The following is a 19489-nucleotide window of genomic DNA, read 5'->3' as shown; positions in this document are numbered from 1 at the left end:
ATTTGCTTAAAAGCACGCTAATACAGCGTAAAATGTTCAATCGGGCGATAGACCAAGCCTTGCTCATCACGGGTCGACTCAAACAATGTAAAACTATGCACTTGCATATCAAAAGCTGGCATCGGTTGAGCAGCTGTGGGCATCGCTTTGCAGTTTCTTGCTAGGGTGATGTGGGGGCGATAGCGCCGGTGCGGATCTTCAATATGATGTTTTTGTGCTATCTCTTTGAGGCCATTGTGCAGTGTGAATAACGCATCAGGTGGTGAGATGGGGCGAAGGTGAAAAATGCCATTACTGGGCCACCAATCGATGTCTGCCACCTTTAAGTTAAACTTCCTAAGCTGCAGGGCTCTCACTTCTTTAATCAGCGCAGCCTCCGTATTCAAAGGGGTATTGCCAAGAAATAACAGGGTTAAGTGCCAGTTTCGTGGTTGCGTAAAGGCTTTATCGGCAATGACATGGTGTTGTAGCCAGTGCGCGAGTGAAGACTTTGCCTCATTGCTTAAACCCAGAGCAAAAAACAACCGTCGGCTGGAAAGTGAAGACGCCATTACTCATCCTATACCAATTATAAGGCGAACTTGATATGCTGAATATTATCAGCAACCAACGATGAGTCTGCAATGAATCTTTTGGTAAATACGCCGCGTAAGGATAACGCGCCAATCCCTTTTTATGTTATCAATCAAAACAACTTAGAGACATGGTCTGAGCAACAGGACGACTTTACCCGAACTTGGGTATTGCGTTCACTCGGTGGAGGTCAAGGTCTATGTGTTGTGCCAAATACCGACAATGGCGAACCTAAACTGGCAGTCTTAGTCAGCGATAATGAGCAAAGTGTGTGGGCCGCTGGAGACAGTGTGAACAAGTTGCCAGAGGGCGATTATCAACTGACTGACTGCGCCAACGAACGTGATATTGCCCTGGGTTTTGCGCTCGGTGGCTATCAATTCACCGGTTATAAACAAACGAATGCACCGAAAGCGCGTTTACTCATAACCGATAAGGCGTTGTTCAATGAGCTGGTAGCCAGTGTTGAGTCGACAAACTTAGTGCGCGATCTTGTTAATACGCCTGCGGCGGATATGATGCCTCAACACTTAAGTGAAGTCATGAGCGACTTAGCTGAGCGTTACGATGGCCAATTCTCACAGTGGATCGGTGATGAGCTATTAGAGCAAAACTATCCGACCATTCATTTGGTCGGTCGTGCCAGTGAAAACAAGCCGCGATTGCTTGATTTGCGCTGGGGCGATAAAAAAGCGCCTAAAATCACTTTAGTAGGCAAGGGCGTATGCTTTGACTCCGGCGGTTTAGATTTAAAGCCTGCGGCGGGCATGCGTTTAATGAAAAAAGACATGGGCGGTGCAGCGCATGTATTGGGCCTTGCTAATATGATTATGGCAGCTGGGTTAAACGTGCAGCTACGGGTGTTAATTCCTGCAGTCGAAAATGCGGTATCACGTAATGCGTTTCGCCCAGGTGATGTGGTTAAAACTCGTAAAGGCATTACCGTTGAAATTGACAATACCGATGCCGAGGGTCGCTTAGTGTTGTGCGATGCGCTTGATGAAGCGCAGCAAGATAACCCCGATCTTATTATCGATTTCGCCACCCTCACCGGCGCTATGCGAATTGCTCTTGGCACCGAGTTACCCGGTTTTTTCAGTAGCGATGATGGCATCGCTCAGGCGTTGACAGAGGCTGGCTATCAAAGCCAAGATCCAGTATGGCGTATGCCACTGTTTGCTCAGTATAAAAACTTGTTGAAAAGCGACGTGGCGGATATGAGCAACTGCTCACAAGGGCCATTTGGCGGCGCCATTACCGCAGCGCTTTACCTGCAAGAGTTTGTTGCTAAAGAAACACCTTGGGTACACTTTGATGTTATGGCGTGGAATGTGCGCGCACTACCAGGCCGCCCGGTTGGTGGTGAGGCCTTTGGTATTCGTGCTGCATACACTATGTTGCAACAGCGCTTTGGTAGCTAAGCAAAAAAGTTACACTAAAGGCTGCGTAAGCGGCCTTTTTTAATGTTCAGATAACCAGGCGATTGCCGCGCGGGGGTCGTCGAAATATTTAACTTCGCCACTAACAAACCAATTTGCAACACTTGCCGCGAAGCTTTGCCACCGTTTATGGCCGTACAAGGCTATGCGTTTAAATTGCTTACGATGAATAACCCCTAACTTGAAGTCATCCCACATAGCTCGTGTTGTAAAACCGCTTAGCTGACTGGCGTCGATGAAAACATCGACAATGGGCTCGTCAATATCAGCCAAGGCCGAAGCGAATAATGGCGTCAGTAGTTGATAATGCTCATGATTCAACGTACCGGTCAGTACTAAGGCGATATAGATGCGCTGCTGGTGGCGCTCTATATCTACTTTCAAACCGTCTTTAGCCATAACACTGTTCCTATATAGCTTACGCTCAAGGTAACCATAGCGGTATTTATGAAAGTTTTAAAGTAATTGGGCCGCCATTGCAGCCCATAGTCGCGTTACCCTTGTTGGCAGGCCGTTACCGCCTCGGCAATGAGCTCTAACCCAGTTTGCGAGCACTCAGGTAAAGCCGCTTGACTGTCACGCACTGGAGTTACACGCTCACCCCACTTTATGTAACTGGCTGCCCATGTCAGGCCTGCGCCGAAGGCGGCTGACATTATATTCGCGCCAGGTTTGACCATCCCTCTTTCTACAGCCTCACACAAGGCAATGGCAATGGTTGCTGCGGAGGTATTGCCGTATTCATCGATATTAACCATCACCTTGTCATCGTCTACTTTTAAGCGCTGTTGAATTGATTGGATAATTCGTAAGTTCGCTTGGTGTGGTACTAATACATCGATGTCATCGAGGCTAAGTTGTGCCTGACTCAACACATCGTCGCAGGCTACACTCATGCCTTTGACGGCACGTTTGAAGATTTCCGGGCCAACAAAGTTTAAATCAGACCCGCCAATGGTCTGGTATTTATTCACGTTGGTGCCAAAGTTACTAATATGCAAAATTGAACGGTCGCTGCTGTCACAGCCACTTTTGCTCGCGAGTAACCCTAATGGTTGCTCACTGGCTTGCAGTACCACCGCACCGGCGCCATCGCCAAATAACACCGCACTGTCACGCAGGGCCCAATTGACATACCACAGCATGCGCTCGGCGGCGACTACAACAGCGGTTTTAATCATGCCTGCCTGGATTTGAGCCGTGGCCATTTGCAGCGCATATAAAAAACCAGAGCAGGCGGCGTTACTGTCACAGGTAGCGGCCCCTTTGGCACCTAGGCGTTGTTGTACTTCCGAGGCTGTGTTGGCGACCATGGTACTCGGTGTGCAAGTGGCAACCAGCACGAGATCAAGCTGCTCGGCGTCAACGCCAGCACAATCTAATGCGCGTTGAGCGGCCACGGTTGCAAGCTCGGCAGTGCTTACGTGGCTAATATGGCGGGCTTTAATACCGGTGCGAGAGCTGATCCACTCATCTGAGGTATCAACCACGGTGGCAATGTCATCGTTAGTAATGCGTGCTGGTGGGATACATTTGCCCCAGCCAGTGATCTCTGCATAGTGCATAAAAATTCCTAAGGTTGCTGCGTCGGACGTTTGTTTATTCATCTGGCCCGATCTCTTTGCTATGGCAACTTTATACCAAAATGCAGCGTTTTGGTCGAGTTATACTGGTTTGCACCGGCAAAGTATGTTCAGGTAAAAGAAAATAATAACCAAGGAAAAACAATGAAACTCATCACATGTGCAAGCTTACTATTGGCGTTATCAAGCGCTAGCGCTTGGGCGCAAAGTACATTGATTTATGCCGGTAAAATACTCCCTGCGGCCAATGCCGATGTTCTCGAGCGGCAAACCCTGGAAGTAGTAGACGGACGTGTCCAAGGCATTCATGAAGGCTATGTTAGTGCTCAGACGTTAGGCTTGGCCGACGCGCATATTATTGACCTTAAAGAGCAATTTGTAATGCCGGGGCTGATAGATTTGCACGTGCATATTAGTTTTGAACGTGATCCCCAGGCTGACCCTGAAAGGTGGTTGAAGGAGGTCGAGGCCGATCAGGCGTTACGTGCTACGCAATTTCTTGGCAATACCCTCAACGCGGGGTTCACTACCGTGCGTGATTTGGGCAGTTATAACGAGGTGATTTTTCCGCTGCAACGAGCAGTAGAAAATGGCGTAATACAGGGGCCACGTATTATTGCTGCAGGTGAGGCGGTGACTCCAACAGGCGGCCACGGTGATTTACATGGGTATAGACAAGAGGTACTTGATGCGTTTGCTCCACGCATGGGCGTGTGCAATGGCGCCGATGATTGCACACGGGCGGTGCGCGAGATTGTAAAAGCCGGGGCACAAGTTATCAAAATCACGGCCACTGGCGGGGTATTGAGTAACACTCAAGCGGGGCTCAATCAGCAACTGACCGATGAGGAAATGAAGGCGATTGTTGATACCGCTCATAACCTTGGTCGCCCTGTGACAGCTCACGCACACAGCGCCCAGGGGGTTGCAGCTGCACTTCGCAGCGGAGTCGATTCTATCGAACACGGCTCTTATGCTAATGACGAAACTGTGGCGCTGTTTAAAAGTACGGGCGCTTACTTAGTGCCGACATTGTTAGCGGGGATCTCTGTGAGTGAGGAAGTGAAGCACAATGATAAGGTTCCTCAGGCTATTGTAGACAAAATAACGCAGGTCGCCCCGGTGGTGAAAGCATCATTCCAACGGGCTTTAGATGAAGGCGTGAATATCGCGTTTGGTACCGACTCAGGGGTATCCCGCCATGGAGATAACGCCCGCGAATTTGCATTGTTAGTCGAGTATGGTATGTCGCCCCGTGAAGCGTTGGCGACTAGTTTAGAACAAGCACCTAAGCTATTGAATATGAGCAAGGAAGTTGGCAAATTACAAAACGGATACTACGCTGATGTAATTGCTGTTGCGCAGTCGCCATTAAAGGATATTTCGCAACTAAGCGCAGTGACCTTTGTCATGAAAGAAGGGAAAGTCATCAAACATCATGAGCAAGATTAAAGCGCAAACGTTGGCGCAACTGATTGAGTTAGAAAGAACTTTAATGAGTGAGGAGGTGCGCAGCAATGCCTCGCGATTAAATGAGTTGCTTGATGAACGTTTTATCGAGGTGTCGGCCGACGGCCGGCGCTTTGATAAGGACAATGTGCTTGCTCGGCTACCAAAAGAGCAAGCCAAGGGACGAAAACCTACCTTTCACAATCAAGATTTTGAAGGGCGTATGCTGTGCGCTGATGTCGCCCAGCTCTCTTACCGAGGTGCGCTCAGACGCATCAAAGGAGGGCAATGGCACTACTCTGTAAGGATGTCGATATGGTGTCTAAATAGCAACCAAGATTGGCGTTTAGTTTACCACCAAGGCACGCCTTGTGAGGCCTTCCAGTTAAGCCGGTAACGTCGCCGTAGTCTCCCACTCAGTGCTTTTCTCAGCGCCACAATAACGATAGACTTTCGTTATTCATCCCCTCTTAGCGCTGTTATTTTGGACCTGCTACTACAATCCAGTATTCGCCGTGTGTTATTGCTACGCAGTGTCGCCATTGCACTGCAGTTACTGGCGGTGCTCATTGCTTACTATGTGCTTGATTTTGCGTTAGCACTTTTGCCGCTGTTGAGCATCATCGCCGTGGAGTCGCTATTTCAGCTGCTGAGTGTGGTGGTGCTACGACGACGCATCCATAGTCGCGCACCGGTAGGCGCCGCCACCGTAGTGTGGCAATTATTAGCTGATATCCTGTTCTTAACCTTGCTGCTTATGCACAGTGGCGGGGCGACCAATGCCTTTGTGTCGTTGCTGCTGTTGCCGGTTATGATTGCTGCTGTGACCTTACCTGGGCGTTTAACGGTGTTATTAACCGTGATTGCAATTGCTGCCTACTCGGCCTTAGTGATTATGATGCCATTGCATCATCAAGGTGAGCATGGCATGCAAATGCGCCACCATTTTATCGCCATGTGGATAAACTTCGTACTCAGTGCCGTTGTGGTCGCCACTCTGGTCAGCGCATTATCTCGCACTTTGGCAAAACAACAGCGCGCTATTGCCCAAAGCCGAGAAGAGCAGCTTCGCGCTGAGCAGCTTGTGTCCTTGGGCAGCGCTGCAGCGCAAGCGACCCACCAATTAGCCACACCGCTTGCAAATTTGGCGCTGTTGCATGATGAAGCAAGGGAGCTAAGCGCCGACTGTCCGACGTTACAGCCTGTGGTTGATGATATGGCGGTGCCTTTGACGCAGTGTCAGCGGCAGTTGGATTTGTTTCGTGCTCGGGCACAGCAGCTGCGTGATGCTCATGAAAGAGCGCCACATTATCAGCCGCTATTACAGCTCGTTGATGAGATCCGCCAAGCCTTCACGCTGAATTATCCGTCTCAGCAACTGCATTGCCAGCTACCACATCAAGGTGAACATATTGAAATTATTAGTGACCCATTGTTGAGTGCCGCTGTGATTAACGTATTGGCCAATGCTGTGCGGGCAAACGAAGAGGTTGGGGCAGAGCGTATCACGATTACCATTCACGACTCTGACTCTGCTCTTCATTGGCGAATTGAGGACCAAGGCCGAGGGTTTAGCGCTGAGATGCAGGCCTCCTTGGGCAGCGCAGTGATAGCGAGCAGTGATGGTTTTGGTGTGGCGCTGTGGCTAACCAACGCCACGATAGAGCGCATTGGTGGCACTTTGGCATTGGCCAACAATGAACACGGTGCATGCATTGATATCACTATTCCTAAGAGGTGCTATGAAGCTGTTACTGATTGAAGATGACCTGGCCTTTGCGCGAACACTCATGCGGCGCCTAGAAGCGCACACCCAAGCGCAGGCACATGCTGATTGTGTGCAAAGTGCCCTGTTTCAAGCACGACAGTTGCGCCCCAGTCACATTATTTTGGATATGAATTTAAATAATGAGTCTGGACTGCAACTGCTTGCACCGCTGCGCTCTTTGCTGCCGAGTGCACGAATCATATTGCTAACTGGATTTGCCAGTATTGCCACTGCTGTTAAAGCAGTGAAGCTCGGCGCTGATGATTACCTCGCTAAGCCTGTGTCTATGGCACTTTTACTGGCAACTCTGGAGGATGATATTGTGCATTCACACGTTTCGAACGACGATGAGGTCATGTCTCCTGAGCGTTTGGAGTGGGAGCATATTCAAGCAGTATTGACGCGCAACAATGGCAACATTTCGCAAACAGCGCGTCAACTCAACATGCACCGACGGACCTTGCAACGTAAGTTGCAGAAAAAACCGGTGGCTAATTAATCTTGCTGAGGAGACTTTAGAAAAGAAAAAAGGCCAATAACAACGTGGCCTTTGGTAGCTATCACAAAGAGAAACTGACACCTAGATGGAGAGTACGGCCCAGTGCCTGTAAACGCTGCCCTTTATCTAACTCCCGGCCATCAACACGGTTTATGCCGTTGAGGTGTGGTGCATAGCTATGATCAAACAGGTTGTTAACCGCTGCATTGAACTGCCAATGGCTGTTGATATCATAATCTACACTCACATCAACGACACCATAGCCGGGTGAGCTCAGCTCGTTGTTATAGTGCGACACATGCGTTTGCGACTGGGCGAAGCGCCAACGCGCAGCCACTTGGTAATCATTGGCATAGTAATGGGCACTCAATTGGCCGTTAAGTGGGCTGATACGATAGAGATCGTCATTCACCTCATCGCTGCGTTTACCGCGCACATAACTAATCTGAGCATTAACTTGCCACTGACGAGAGAGTTGATACTCGGCGCTCATATCAGCCCCGTAAAGGTGAGCATCAATATTACTAAAGCGAAGCGCGCCTTGCCCAGACATCATCATCGCCACCATATTCACTGCACTATCTTCACTGGGGGCGCCTTGGATGTAATTATCAATACGTTGATAAAATAGCTGAGGCTTTATCGAGAGCCGCTCATTGGTGTATGACCAACCCACATTCGCTTGGTACGCTGTTTCAGGTTTAAGGTTGATATTACCGACATAGGTTTTACCATCCGCAAGGCCCCCAGTTGCTTGCATGGGAAGCCATAAATAACGCGCTTGATAGCTCGCAGCCCGCTCTTTGATAGCGACACCGTAACTGAGGTCTGAGTGTGAATTTAAGGTATAGCGATTATTGATGACCACATCGAAGGTGGTATCAGTGACGCTTTTGTCTGCATTATTAAAACGAGTTTGTAAGGTTGCAACCGCTGGCATCATCATGGCCATGGTGGAGCTTACCTTATCGGCATCGGCAACATTGTATTTCAATCGTGCGCCTACTGTTGTGTTGAGCTTCCGGTGGCTAAAAGTGTACTCGGTGAATAGGCTATGGCGGTCATTAGCAACATTTTTAAAGTTTTCCACGAAAAACGCGTCATTGTTTGGATTAGTGACGTCCGCATCATGACGGTTGATACTGCCATCATAGCCCCATAGCCAAGCCCCTGTTTGTATGTGGGCAAAGAGGCTGGTACTGCGTCCTAAAGCCAAGGTATAACGTGCTTTTTGCGCGGTACTGAGGGCGCGCTGTTGGTAGTTATCCATACCATGCTCGCCATCTTGAAAGCCCACACCCCATAATAGCGTTGTGTCACTGATTTCGTGCTCACCCGATAGCTCAAATCGTGTGGTGTCAATGTAATCAATATCCATAGGCAGCGCGGCTGTGCCGCTTTGTTTGGTATCGGTACGATGAATATTAGCGAAGAGGTGCCCTTGATTTAGGGCCGACGTGGTAAGCACACCAAACTGGTGACGCTGGTAATCACTGTTCGGAATTGCACGTTCCTTGGCGTCTTGCTCATCACTGTTACGCGTATCTGCGTAGGCAAGCCAAGCAAATTGGCTATTGCCAGCGCCCCCAGCGAGGCTCGCATTGAATCCTGAGCCATTATCTTGCGCATCGATGCGGCCATTTACAGTCAATGGGCTATCGAGCTCAGCGCGGCGCATGTTTACGTCAATGGCCCCGCCAAGCGTGTCGATACCGGCACTGACCGGGGCAATACCACGATAGATGTCCATGTTCGCAATGATGATGGCGGGGGTGTAACTGAGCGGTGTATCCATTGAGTTGGGGCCTGCACCACTAAAGTTGAGGCCATTGCTGGCAACATTAATGCGCTGGGCAAACATACCTCGGTATTGCGCTAACCCTGTTATCGGGCCATTTTTGTTTACACCCGCACCAACAACACCATCGAGCCAATCGGCCGTGTCGGTTGCAAAATTTTGTGCCGGTATTTGCATTAAACGGGCACCTGTATCATGGTGTTGCGAGTGCACGGTGATCACTTCCATGGCTTGACTATTGACTGCGAGAAGTGCGGTGATGGTTGCGCCAAGGGCTGATTTTATCTTCATAATATCCACTGAGAATTGAAAAGCATGTCTGAATTTTCAATTGCTTAGGGACGAGGTGCAATAACAAACCGCCACAGTGCGGCAATATGTCGCACTCCAGTGATCAACGCACGAATTTTGCTGGTACGGTGTTCGCGAGCTACGCTTAGTAGGGTGTATTATTTGTGAGCCACGCTATGAATTTTGCAGATTTTAATTTTATCGCGGTGCTAATTGCAGCCCTTGCCACGTTTATCTTAGGTGGCGTGTGGTATTCACCACTGATGTTTAAAAATGCTTGGTTAGATGGGTGCGGGTTAACGGACATAGATTTGCAAAATGCGGCAATGGGAAAGGTCTTTACCATCGCCTTTATACTCTCTCTTTTGGCTGCTTTTATCTTTGCGTTATTTTTAGGCCCTCGGCCCGAGCTCGGGTTTGCGGTAGGTGCAGGCTTTGCTGCGGGTTTAGGGTGGGTGGCTACGTCCTTTGGGATTAGCTATGTTTTCGAGCAGCGACCTCTAAAGCTGTTTTTAGTTAATGCCGGATACCATACTGTGCAGTTTACCTTGATGGGGCTTATTCTGGGCTTGTGGCATTAGAGCATCGCGCCTGACAATGGTAGACTAGGCTGTGTTGTCTTAAGGGAGGGAGCATGGCTAAACCGAACAAAAAGGGCCCCGTTCGCACCGTGAATATTCATTGTTCGCAGTGCCGCACTAAACTCTACAAATACCGCAAAGGCGGCAAGGGCGCGCTTATTAAATGTTTTATCGAACGCATAACTGAGGACTTCACTGAGCAGCTCGCCACCTGTCCGCAATGTCAGCAGGTTTTCGCACGAGAGACTATGATCAGGGGCACCCCCGCATTGAAAATGATCGGCCAAAAAGTATTTATGAAATAAGCCAGCTAAAGATACGGGCATTTGTCCTTAAAGTGTATGAATGGCCACTGTTAAGCTCGCCCGGTTTGGTTTTCATCTGGAGTAAACAATGGATATTTTGTTCGATGTTATTGGCATGTCGGGCACCTTTTTAGTGGTAGGTGCATTCTTTTTGTTGCAGTTGAATAAGCTGCCTGCAACGGGCTTAGGTTACAACCTAATGAACCTATCAGGCGCCATTTTATTGCTAATAAGCCTTTGTTATAACTTTAACTTGGCCAGCTTCGTTATCGAAATTTTCTGGATAGCGGCGTCACTCATTGGTATCTATAAATACATTAAAGCGCGTAAAGCCAGTAAGCTTGAAGCGGCGCATTCCGCCTCATAAACACACCTGGGCGTGAAACTACATTTGTTTTTATGTAAATATGGTGTAATTATTTAATTTATGAGTGATTTACACCGTATGTGCGATGTTCCGTTTTTGTTTCTATTTTACGCTCGTAGGCTCGTTTGTCTTTCCAGCCTTGGCTGAACAAGCGAGCAGCGATGAGCTCTTTTCTCTAAGCTTTGAACAACTGCTTGATGTTCAAGTAGATATCGCATCAAAAAGTGCAGAAAGCCAATCTCTGGCCCCTTCTTCGGTGACCTTATTTACCCGCCAACAAATTGCCCAGTTGGGTGTCCACAATGCTTATCAATTAATGAATTATGTGCCCGGCATGCAGCTGACTCGGGGCGACTGGGTCGGGGCCGTGCCAAAAGAGCATGCGCGCGGCGTGCATTTGGACAGTGGCAATATTCTGGTGATGATTAACGGTGAGCGCTTAAATGAAGTTTCCTTCGGTAAGGCCTCAGTGTACACACCTTATATTCCGGCGCAGTTAATTGAAAGAGTAGAGTTTATTCGCGGTCCGGGCTCTGCATTGTATGGCAGCAATGCGTTTTTAGGGGTGATGAATATTATCCTAAGTGACGATAACAATGCCTTGAGTGTTGGCATAGGTGAGAATGCTCGCCAGCAATTAACAGGGCAGTGGCATCAAGCGACGTCACTAGGGCAATTCTCTGCGAATATCGCGGTGGAAAAAACCAATGGTCAAGATTACGATGTTGCCGATAATGTTCGTGACCCACTGTATTCTGTTTTTGCCAATACCCAGTTTAGTACCGAGCGCTTAACCATCAATGCGCGCTATCAGCGTACTGAGCTGAATGAGTTTTTGAATTTAGGCGGGTACAGCCCTCAGAATCGTCATCGCAGTGATAATTACGCCGCCAGTGTTGCCTATCAGTGGTTGCAAGGCGACCACGATTTGTCCTCCCAGTTGAGTTATGCCGAGCATCATATTGAAGCGCAAGGTTTAGTAGAGGGCCTTAATCTACCTGAAAACATGCCGTATTTTGTTGGTCCTAACTGGCAAAGCTCTGAGCTTAAGTTTGTCAGCGATTATCAGCATCAGCTTCATGCCAACAGTGTGTTATTTGCAGGTGTTGAGCTGCGCCGAGACGAACAAACTCAAGCCGGCGTTGTGACCAGCTATTTCAATGACCAATCAGGCTTTATTGAGCTCAATAGTGAGTATTATGAAAACCCTTCGCGAGTACTGAGTCGCTATCGTGAGTTCAGTGATTTAGAGCATCGCTTTGATGCCCAAGCAGGCTATGTGCAAGTGAAACAACAGCTTCCGGATTTCGGGCTCACTGCCTTTTTCGGGGCACGCTATGATCACGTCAATGGTATTGATGCACGTTGGTCACCACGAGCCTCGCTTATTTACGAGCTGCCCAGCGGCGACATTCGCCATGTTTTAAAAGCGCAATACGGCGAGTCGTTTCGTACTCCGGTCACCAATGAGCTTTACTCTAACGATGATATCACCTCAGGTAATGCCAATTTATCCTCTGAAGTGATCAAAACAACCGAGTTGGTGTGGTTAGCTCAAGGCACACAGTGGAAAAGTGAGGTGGTGCTGTTTGATAACGCCCTAGAGGATTTTATTGATTTGGTGATGGTCAACGAGCAGCAGCAAGCTTTTACCTTTGCGAATGTATTCAGCACCACTATGCAAGGTATTGAGATGAGTGCTCAATCGCAACTAGGCCAATATAGTGATGTGCAAATCAATTATACCCAGCTATTTGATGATCCCATTAGCCCAAGCTTTAAGCGCTTTGCCAGTGTGGCGGTGAATATGCAGCTTGAGACATTGACACTCAGCGCGAATGCCCTGTGGCGCGATAGTGTCGAAGTATTCGGTGCTAATGATAAGCGCTTTTATCAAGATGCGTATGTGTTGCTCGGCGCAGCGCTGCATTGGCAGATGGATGAACATACACGGCTGAGCTTAAAAGTAGAAAACCTTACCGATAAAGATTACGATACCTTCGATGCGCGCGTGTTTGATGGCCGCGTACCCGGGTACGGACGTCAGTCCAGTCTAACCTATACTTATCAGTTTTAAAGAGCAGGGATATTCTAGTGAGCGAGCAGTTGTGTGTGCTTGATAAGGTGTTTTCGCAGTTTAAACAAGCCCATGAACAAGAGCCAATAATGAGTCTTGTACAACGCAAGCAGGCGCTATTAGCGCTCAAGCATGCACTACTTGATGCACAAGAGCCATTGATTGCAGCAGCCAGCGAAGATTTTGGCTATCGCGAGCGCTTTGACACCTTGGTGAGCGACATTCTTCCTACGATAGAGGCATTGGACTACTGCCGTAAAAACCTCGCTAAATGGGCTAAACCGGAAAAGCGCCAGGGTGGTTTTGCGCACTTTCCCTCGTCATTACACGTACATTATGAGGCCAAAGGCGTGGTGGGCGTTGTATCGCCTTGGAATTATCCAGTGAATTTGGCGTTATCGCCCCTTGCTTTTGCCCTCGCAGCGGGTAATCGAGTGGTGGTGAAATTGAGCGAATATACCCCTGCTGTGAATCAAGTATTAAAAACATTGCTTAGCTCTGAGTTGAAGCGCTATGTGGCATTCATTGAAGGAGATGCACAAGTAGGGGCTGAGTTTAGCGCTAAGCCTTGGGATCACCTCGTGTTTACTGGCTCCGGTCAAATCGGCAAAAAGGTAATGCGCAGCGCTGCTGAGAATCTCACACCGGTAACCCTAGAGCTCGGTGGTAAGTCGCCGGCGGTGATGTTGCCTTGTGCGCAGGTCAATCATGCGGCAACTCAGATTGCCTTTGGTAAATCGACTAATGCTGGGCAGATATGCGTAGCTCCAGATTTTGTCCTTTTACATACCTCACAATTAGATTCTTTTATCACTTACATCAAAGCCGAGGTGGCGCAGTTAGGCCATCTCCCAACGAAGGTGATTAATCAGGCTCAGGCTAATCGCTTAAGGGCGTTAAAAGAGGATGCCCTCAGCAAAGGAGCCAAGGCATTGGAGCTCATCAATGGGGGGGATCAACATGTGTTAACCCTGCTTTTAAATGTCGATGATAGCATGCGTGTTTGCCAAGAGGAGATCTTTGGGCCGTTACTGCCTATCCAAACTTATGAGCATATTGAAGACGCCTGTGCAGCGTTAAAAGTGCAGCCCAAACCATTGGCATTGTATTTGTTCGCGACCAAGCGGGCCCATTGGCAAAAAGTGAGTGCGCAAGTACAAAGTGGTACGTTGGCGGTGAATGACACCCTCATGCAAGTCAGCGCAACTGATTTACCTTTCGGTGGGGTAGGAGCATCGGGATTTGGCCAGTATCATGGTATTGAGGGGTTTTATACTTTTTCCCATGCGCGCTCGGTTCTCAAAACACCCCATTGGTGGCCGCGAGCGAAGTTGTTGTTACATCGCTCGCCTTGGTTATTAAAAATAGTGACTTGGCTTTACTTAAAAAAATAGGAGGGTTACCCCTCCTAAGCATATTTATAGCTGTTTAATTTCGATATCAATCACGGTGTTATTCTCTACCATGACCCATTCGCGGAAGGTTTCGTAGCCGGGTTTACTCACTTCAACCTCATATTCACCAGGTTGCAGCTCTATCCCATCGTGGTATTTCGGACGAATATTCATAATTCTTACGCGTGAATCCGAAGGGGTGGTATTCACGGTTAACTGCGTGATCTCAGGCTTGACTACCTCAACGACTTGCTCTTTTGGCTCGGTATTAGTCTGTGGCTCAGCAGGTGCTGGCGCTTGGGTATTTTGACACGCTGCAAGCATTAAACTCAGGGCAAGGACAGATAGCTTTTTCATGGATTTTCCTTAACTGTGGCTTCACTTCCTAGTAGGTTCGTACGAACTTTCAGGGATCTCTTCGTTAATGGTTTAATTTTAGATACAGCTGCGCACTGTAGCTTACTCACAGCGATATAGTCAACGCAGTTGAGATAAATCCAAAAAAATATACGCTAACTAACAATATAAAAACGTGGCATAAAATCGGTATCAATATCTACACTGCGGCCTTGGTCTTGCACTAAACAGGCTGTGCCTAAAAGCTCAATAGGCATGTAGAAGTTAGTGTGGGCATGGTCGGCGTAAAGGTGCTGACCTTGGTATTGCCAATAATGATTTAATGCACCTAGGAAGGTCTCATCTAGATCAGTTGCTTTACTGATCAAGGCATTATTAATCAGGCTTAATTTTGCATTGGTGCAATGTTGCACTAGCGGGTTAGTGTCGGCGGCAATTTGCTGGCTCAGAGCGATGATTTCTGGTTGCGAGACCTCTTCTCCCAACAACACTTTTTGCAGCAGCTCGGCCAACATAAGCTCAACCTCCGGGCACACGGCACGGCTTTCTCTTAGGTGAGACAAATCAAACGCTAACAGTGAGGAAAGGGCATCGTGGTCGCGTACTGTGAGCGCACAAAAGACGGCTTCTTGCCAATTCTGTGCATTGATCCGGCCTTGTTCAACTAGGCCGACGCCGTTGTACTGGGTGTCGTGCTGTTCACCGTTAAATTCTAGCTCCACAACACGTTCAGGGTCGTTCGCGAGGCTAAATAATAATGCATAGGCCTGCGCACAGTGAGCAATGGCTTGTTTCGCCTCTGCGTTGTGCTCTGGGCTTTGCTCATATGAAAGATACTGCGCTAAAGTGAGCGCGTGATTAGCGAGCCACATCAGGTTATCGCGCTGCACATGCACGAAGTTAAGGGTGTCTTGGTACTTTTTGCGGCTGGTGTTTATCTTCTCGTCAATTTCAGAAATTGTAGTAGGGCGCTCAATGTTTAGCATGACATATCCTTGTTCGGGGGTGAACTTATCCTTAAGCCACTATTGTAAACAACACCATCGCAGTAGCGCAACTGTACTTTAAATAGCAAAGGCTCTTTTAGCCATCAAGTAGGTAATGACCGCAAGAGCCTTTATCGGGGGCGTGTTAGCTATCTTGGTAAGTTTTTACTGAGTTTTTTATTCTTATTCATTACACCCGAGTAATAACCGTGCAGTGCCTCGTTTAATTGCCGTTCGCAGCGTTTAAGCTGTTCACTTTGTTCAATAACTTGCATGCTCAGTTTTACTTTTTCTTCACGCAGGTTTTTTACATCAATACTTTGGCTATCTAATCGGCTTTGTAGTTCATCAACTTGACTGTTCGACGCTTTAAGTAATTCATGTAATTCTTTGTTGCGCTCTTGTAAGTCACGGCAATGATGCTTCATTACATGCTTACTGGTGCTCGCTTCCTCGAGTTGCTGTTCAAGCTCGGCCATTTCAATTTGCACATCGCGTTTGGCCTGCATTTGCACTTGCTGCATCTGCTCTGCCATTTTATCCATATGCGCAAGGGCTTTTTTATTTAATGATTCCGCTTGGTTTATCTGCTGAACTAAAGGGGCATGAGCTTGTTCTAGCTGCTTAATTTGCCGCTCTTTTTCTTGTAGCAGTTGCTTGTAAAGGTGCAGTTGCTCACTCAGGGAAGGCTCGCCACTACTTTGGCCAATAGGAGTTACGGTAGCCTGCGGCATAGGTTCAACTGGGGTATGAAAGTCTGAGTGCGCCATTATCTGTCCTTGGAGTTCTTATATGTATTGGTCAAACTTTAGCAAATACGACCAGTAAAAATTTGATCTATATCAGGTCCAGACCCGCTGAAGACTTTGCTCAGCAAAGACTTTGATCTAGCGCAAATAATGGGTGAGGTAATGTAAGGTTTGGCTCTGAGTGCACGGGCAAATACAAGCTATATACTTATGACGATAGAGCAGACTTATAGATTTACTATTTGGGTGACTACTATATAAACGCTCAGTGATAAGTCGTGTTTAGGTTATCTCTTTGTGAATGCTTAATTTAGCGCCTGAAATAATGAAATGCGTATTATTTTAGCTGTTAAACTAAGTGTATCCTGCTAGCTAAGCGTTTATCACGCCACACTAGCAGGGGAAAGTGCTTCATAAAAAGTTAGAGCTCGTTTGAGGACAAATGCCGCTCAGCAGATTCCAGCTGTCTCTTAGCATACTTTTTCTGAAAGTTTGATTGGGTATGCTTTAGAACATGTTCAGCGTGGATAGCTACTTTCTTCCAGTTTCTATCTTGTATATATAAATCTGCCAACTTCATATGGTTCAAGGCAATTTGATTAGGGGTAAAACTTTTATCTAAGACCAGTAACTCCTCACGAAGTGCTATTGCTTTAGCGATATCCTTTTTCACAAATTGGCCTGACCCATAAAGCCAAGCCAACGTAGTATAAGCGCCAGGTTCTTTATTTTTTAGCCTTTCTTTGGCCTCTGCTACCAGCCTAGTACCGTCACCTGTATGCAAACTTATAGGTACCAAAGCCGACCAGTAACCCATCTCATAGGCTTTTTCACACCATGCTTCTAAAAGCTCTGGTGCATTTATCAAACTTTTGTGGCACTGCTGTGCGGCCACTTCGACGGTGAGCTTGGGGTCGTCAATCTTAATAGAGTGATCCCAGCGAGGGCCCGCTGCCATAGCTATATGCGTATATAACGCGAACAAAATAATAAAGAGAACTAGTGAAGGTGACATTCTACAGGCCTTAGTTGGTATCTTTTTGACTGCGTATTTTAGCTTTAGCTGCTTCAATAATAGAGGCTGCATACTCTCGTTTGTTACTATCGTTTATATACTTGGCCGCAACACTTGCGTGTTTTAGAGTGAGAGGCCAATTGTTTTGTTTTTGATATATTTTGGCTAAATCCAGATGAGTCTGCCCATACCATGGCTGTGAAGGATCAATACCTTCTAGGTAATCATTATAAAGAGCTAAGGAGCGACTCTCGTCGCGCCGAACAAACGTACCACTTTCATAAAGCCAAGCGAGTGAAAGTAGGGCAACGGAGTCACCTGCCTTAATACGCTTATTTAACTCTTCAATGTAACGCGAACCATCTTTGGTGTGGTAACCAATATTAAGCAGTGCCTGTGCAAATCCAGCCTCGGCTGCTTTTTCACACCAAAAAAGCACCCTGTCAGGACGGTAATAAAAGCTTTTATCGCATAGTCTCATGAGTTTGTCGGCTGTGAGTGTTGGGTCATTGGCGTCAGGTTCTTGCCAATTTGCTTGCGCTAAACACGAAATAAAGAGCAAGGGTACTGTTACCCAAGGAGCGTTTACTACCATGTGAAAGCCTTATTGTCTTAGTAACCAATAGATAACGATAAAGTGTACAACTTATATCTTACGCTTTTCCTGTCCACTTATTTCTTTGAGCCTCCAACATACTGTTCGGTTATGAATAAATATGGAGTGATTCGCTTGACTCTTGTTTACAAAAATCAAGCGAGGATACTACCTAAGTATGAGTAAGTACTGCGATAAATTACATTGTCATTGAGTGCTTGGTTGGGTATGTTTTTGCGCTTTGGCTATTTGTCTTTGAGCAGCATCAATATCAAACTTAAAGCGGCTGTGCTTTTTGACGTAGCTAGCGTGTTTGATTACCGCAGGCCAATTTTCCTGTAGCTGATATAAATCGGCTAACTCTTTATGGGCAGAGGTTCTTATTGCTGGTGTAACTCCGGCATGAGCTAGATTTAGCAGCTCTCTATTTAAAGATATTGCGCGTTCAATATCTTCCTCTACAAACTGCCCTGAGCCATAGAGCCAAGCCAACACTGTGTATGCTTTTGGCTCTTTATTTTTTAGTCTTTCATTGGCCTTTGCTACCAGCCTAGTACCGTCACCTGTATGCAAACTTATAGGTACCAGAGCAGACCAGTAACCCATCTCATAGGCTTTTTCACACCATGCTTCTAAGAGTTCTGGTGCATTTATCAAACTTTTGTGGCACTGCTGCGCAGCTTCTTTGACGGTAAGCTTGGGGTCGTCAATCTTAATAGAGTGATCCCAGCGAGGGCCCGCAGCGATTAAAGTGCTAGATATTAATGCTAACAGCATCGCTATTGCCTTTATCATGGTTGAGCTCCTTCATCCGATTGTCCTTCACAATAGCTTTTGCTAAAGCAAGCTAAGCCGTCATTATAATCTATACGCCTGAACCTATTTCATCGACAAGCCAATTATGCTTTCTATAATCACACGGAAGTCGACCACGCGTTTTTATGATAAATGTTATTGGAAATTACTTGAGGCAATATTAGTAATGAAAATACAGCTTACGTGAGTAAAGGCAGCTTTCTTGCTCTATTGACACGACTACTGGTTTTGCTTGCCCAAAGAAATACCGGCGTCTTCAAGCTGCCTTTTAAACATGGCTTTTTTAGCTTCAGCGTATTTGCTTTGCTCAAGATAACGCTTATGCTCAGCGACTTTTTCCGAATTTCCGAGCTCTTTATAAATAGCAAGCAGCTCCTCATGGGTGCTACCCACTCTCATTTTCTCACTCTCGACATCACCGTATTCATTTAAATATCGTTTAAACAACACAATAGATTTTTGGAGATCTCTATCAATAAAACGTCCTAATTTATAGGCATAAGCAAGCGCGATAATGCCTCCAGGAGAGCCTTGTGCAGCATGTTTTCTCGCTTCCGCGATATAGCGGCTACCATCTCCAGTATGCAAGCCGATAAGCTGAAGAGCGCTCCAGTAACCCATCTCATAGGCTTTTTCGCACCAATCTTCTAAAAGCTCTGGGGCGTTGATCAAACTTTTATGGCATTGCCGTGCGGCCACCTCGGCGGTGAGCTTAGGATCGTCAATCTTGATAGAGTGATCCCAGCGTGGCCCTGCTGCGCTTAAGGTGGCTGGTAATAGTGTTAGGGTTAAAAATAAAGCCTTCACCATAATGAAGCTCCTTCTAGTGAAACCTCTAATCTAAGAG

The 19489-nt window shown here is 47.2% G+C and carries 21 protein-coding genes; 10 read left to right on the top strand and 11 right to left on the bottom strand.

Annotated features, from left to right (window positions below):
* Positions 1 to 17 precede the first annotated feature (17 nt).
* Positions 18 to 551: an RNA 2',3'-cyclic phosphodiesterase gene (gene thpR / locus MHM89_RS05810; RefSeq protein WP_239408339.1), complete on the bottom strand. Its 534-nt coding sequence runs from the start codon at positions 549 to 551 to the stop codon at positions 18 to 20.
* A 72-nt stretch (positions 552 to 623) separates the two neighbouring features.
* On the opposite strand from thpR, the gene MHM89_RS05805 reads away from it, so the two are divergent.
* Positions 624 to 1994 carry a leucyl aminopeptidase family protein gene (locus MHM89_RS05805; protein ID WP_138587516.1) on the top strand — a complete coding sequence of 457 codons (1371 nt, stop codon included), beginning with the start codon at positions 624 to 626 and terminating at the stop codon, positions 1992 to 1994.
* A 39-nt stretch (positions 1995 to 2033) separates the two neighbouring features.
* Here MHM89_RS05805 and MHM89_RS05800 read toward each other — a convergent pair whose 3' ends face one another.
* On the bottom strand, positions 2034 to 2411 hold the full coding sequence (locus MHM89_RS05800; RefSeq protein ID WP_239408338.1) for an STAS/SEC14 domain-containing protein: 378 nt from the start codon (positions 2409 to 2411) through the stop codon (positions 2034 to 2036).
* A gap of 95 nt (positions 2412 to 2506) precedes the next feature.
* On the bottom strand, positions 2507 to 3577 hold the full coding sequence (locus tag MHM89_RS05795; protein ID WP_026111037.1) for a ketoacyl-ACP synthase III: 1071 nt from the start codon (positions 3575 to 3577) through the stop codon (positions 2507 to 2509).
* A 162-nt stretch (positions 3578 to 3739) separates the two neighbouring features.
* On the opposite strand from MHM89_RS05795, the gene MHM89_RS05790 reads away from it, so the two are divergent.
* The 4 genes from MHM89_RS05790 (at position 3740) to MHM89_RS05775 (ending at position 7311) form a co-directional block, all read left to right on the top strand.
* The gene (locus MHM89_RS05790) at positions 3740 to 5047 is read left to right on the top strand and encodes an amidohydrolase family protein (protein WP_239408337.1); all 1308 of its coding nucleotides are present in this window, start codon (positions 3740 to 3742) and stop codon (positions 5045 to 5047) included.
* Positions 5034 to 5441: a nuclear transport factor 2 family protein gene (locus tag MHM89_RS05785; RefSeq protein WP_022944460.1), complete on the top strand. Its 408-nt coding sequence runs from the start codon at positions 5034 to 5036 to the stop codon at positions 5439 to 5441. The genes MHM89_RS05790 and MHM89_RS05785 overlap by 14 nt, the downstream gene beginning before the upstream one ends.
* 87 nt (positions 5442 to 5528) lie before the next feature.
* Positions 5529 to 6806 carry an ATP-binding protein gene (locus MHM89_RS05780; protein ID WP_239408336.1) on the top strand — a complete coding sequence of 426 codons (1278 nt, stop codon included), beginning with the start codon at positions 5529 to 5531 and terminating at the stop codon, positions 6804 to 6806.
* A complete protein-coding gene (locus MHM89_RS05775) occupies positions 6787 to 7311 on the top strand; it encodes a response regulator (RefSeq protein WP_239408335.1) in 525 nt (174 codons plus the stop codon). Before MHM89_RS05780 ends, MHM89_RS05775 begins: the two co-directional genes overlap by 20 nt.
* A gap of 61 nt (positions 7312 to 7372) precedes the next feature.
* On the opposite strand, the gene MHM89_RS05770 is transcribed toward MHM89_RS05775, so the two are convergent.
* Positions 7373 to 9400, bottom strand: a complete 2028-nt coding sequence (locus tag MHM89_RS05770; RefSeq protein WP_239408334.1) for a TonB-dependent receptor — start codon at positions 9398 to 9400, stop codon at positions 7373 to 7375.
* A gap of 176 nt (positions 9401 to 9576) precedes the next feature.
* Here MHM89_RS05770 and MHM89_RS05765 point away from each other — a divergent pair, with 176 nt between their 5' ends.
* The 5 genes from MHM89_RS05765 (at position 9577) to MHM89_RS05745 (ending at position 14124) form a co-directional block, all read left to right on the top strand.
* Complete coding sequence (locus MHM89_RS05765) at positions 9577 to 9981, top strand: DUF1761 domain-containing protein (RefSeq protein ID WP_022944457.1); 405 nt, start codon at positions 9577 to 9579, stop codon at positions 9979 to 9981.
* A 53-nt stretch (positions 9982 to 10034) separates the two neighbouring features.
* Entirely contained in the window at positions 10035 to 10286 is a 252-nt protein-coding gene (locus MHM89_RS05760; protein WP_022944456.1) for a hypothetical protein, read from the top strand.
* A gap of 88 nt (positions 10287 to 10374) precedes the next feature.
* Positions 10375 to 10653, top strand: a complete 279-nt coding sequence (locus tag MHM89_RS05755; protein WP_239408333.1) for a hypothetical protein — start codon at positions 10375 to 10377, stop codon at positions 10651 to 10653.
* A 64-nt stretch (positions 10654 to 10717) separates the two neighbouring features.
* Positions 10718 to 12730 (top strand): TonB-dependent receptor, encoded by a 2013-nt coding sequence (locus tag MHM89_RS05750; RefSeq protein ID WP_239408332.1) that lies wholly within the window; start codon positions 10718 to 10720, stop codon positions 12728 to 12730.
* Positions 12731 to 12747: 17 nt separating this feature from the next.
* A complete protein-coding gene (locus MHM89_RS05745; RefSeq protein ID WP_239408331.1) occupies positions 12748 to 14124 on the top strand; it encodes an aldehyde dehydrogenase family protein in 1377 nt (458 codons plus the stop codon).
* A gap of 24 nt (positions 14125 to 14148) precedes the next feature.
* On the opposite strand, the gene MHM89_RS05740 is transcribed toward MHM89_RS05745, so the two are convergent.
* From MHM89_RS05740 to MHM89_RS05710, 7 genes are all read right to left on the bottom strand, one after another.
* Entirely contained in the window at positions 14149 to 14481 is a 333-nt protein-coding gene (locus tag MHM89_RS05740) for a carboxypeptidase-like regulatory domain-containing protein (protein ID WP_022944452.1), read from the bottom strand.
* A 155-nt stretch (positions 14482 to 14636) separates the two neighbouring features.
* On the bottom strand, positions 14637 to 15467 hold the full coding sequence (locus tag MHM89_RS05735; protein WP_151174078.1) for an Imm49 family immunity protein: 831 nt from the start codon (positions 15465 to 15467) through the stop codon (positions 14637 to 14639).
* A 149-nt stretch (positions 15468 to 15616) separates the two neighbouring features.
* Positions 15617 to 16237 carry a hypothetical protein gene (locus MHM89_RS05730; protein WP_022944450.1) on the bottom strand — a complete coding sequence of 207 codons (621 nt, stop codon included), beginning with the start codon at positions 16235 to 16237 and terminating at the stop codon, positions 15617 to 15619.
* Between the two features lie 400 nt (positions 16238 to 16637).
* Complete coding sequence (locus tag MHM89_RS05725; RefSeq protein WP_239408330.1) at positions 16638 to 17231, bottom strand: hypothetical protein; 594 nt, start codon at positions 17229 to 17231, stop codon at positions 16638 to 16640.
* A 10-nt stretch (positions 17232 to 17241) separates the two neighbouring features.
* Positions 17242 to 17826, bottom strand: coding sequence for a hypothetical protein (locus MHM89_RS05720; RefSeq protein ID WP_239408329.1), 585 nt, complete (start codon positions 17824 to 17826; stop codon positions 17242 to 17244).
* A gap of 207 nt (positions 17827 to 18033) precedes the next feature.
* Complete coding sequence (locus tag MHM89_RS05715) at positions 18034 to 18621, bottom strand: hypothetical protein (protein WP_239408328.1); 588 nt, start codon at positions 18619 to 18621, stop codon at positions 18034 to 18036.
* Between the two features lie 240 nt (positions 18622 to 18861).
* The gene (locus tag MHM89_RS05710; RefSeq protein WP_152441604.1) at positions 18862 to 19452 is read right to left on the bottom strand and encodes a hypothetical protein; all 591 of its coding nucleotides are present in this window, start codon (positions 19450 to 19452) and stop codon (positions 18862 to 18864) included.
* Between the last annotated feature and the right edge of the window lie 37 nt (positions 19453 to 19489).

Origin of the sequence: Pseudoalteromonas sp. CNC9-20 (assembly GCF_022347875.1) — a bacterium.
Lineage (GTDB): Bacteria > Pseudomonadota > Gammaproteobacteria > Enterobacterales > Alteromonadaceae > Pseudoalteromonas > Pseudoalteromonas ruthenica.
This window is presented reverse-complemented; position numbering and strand designations above follow the sequence as displayed.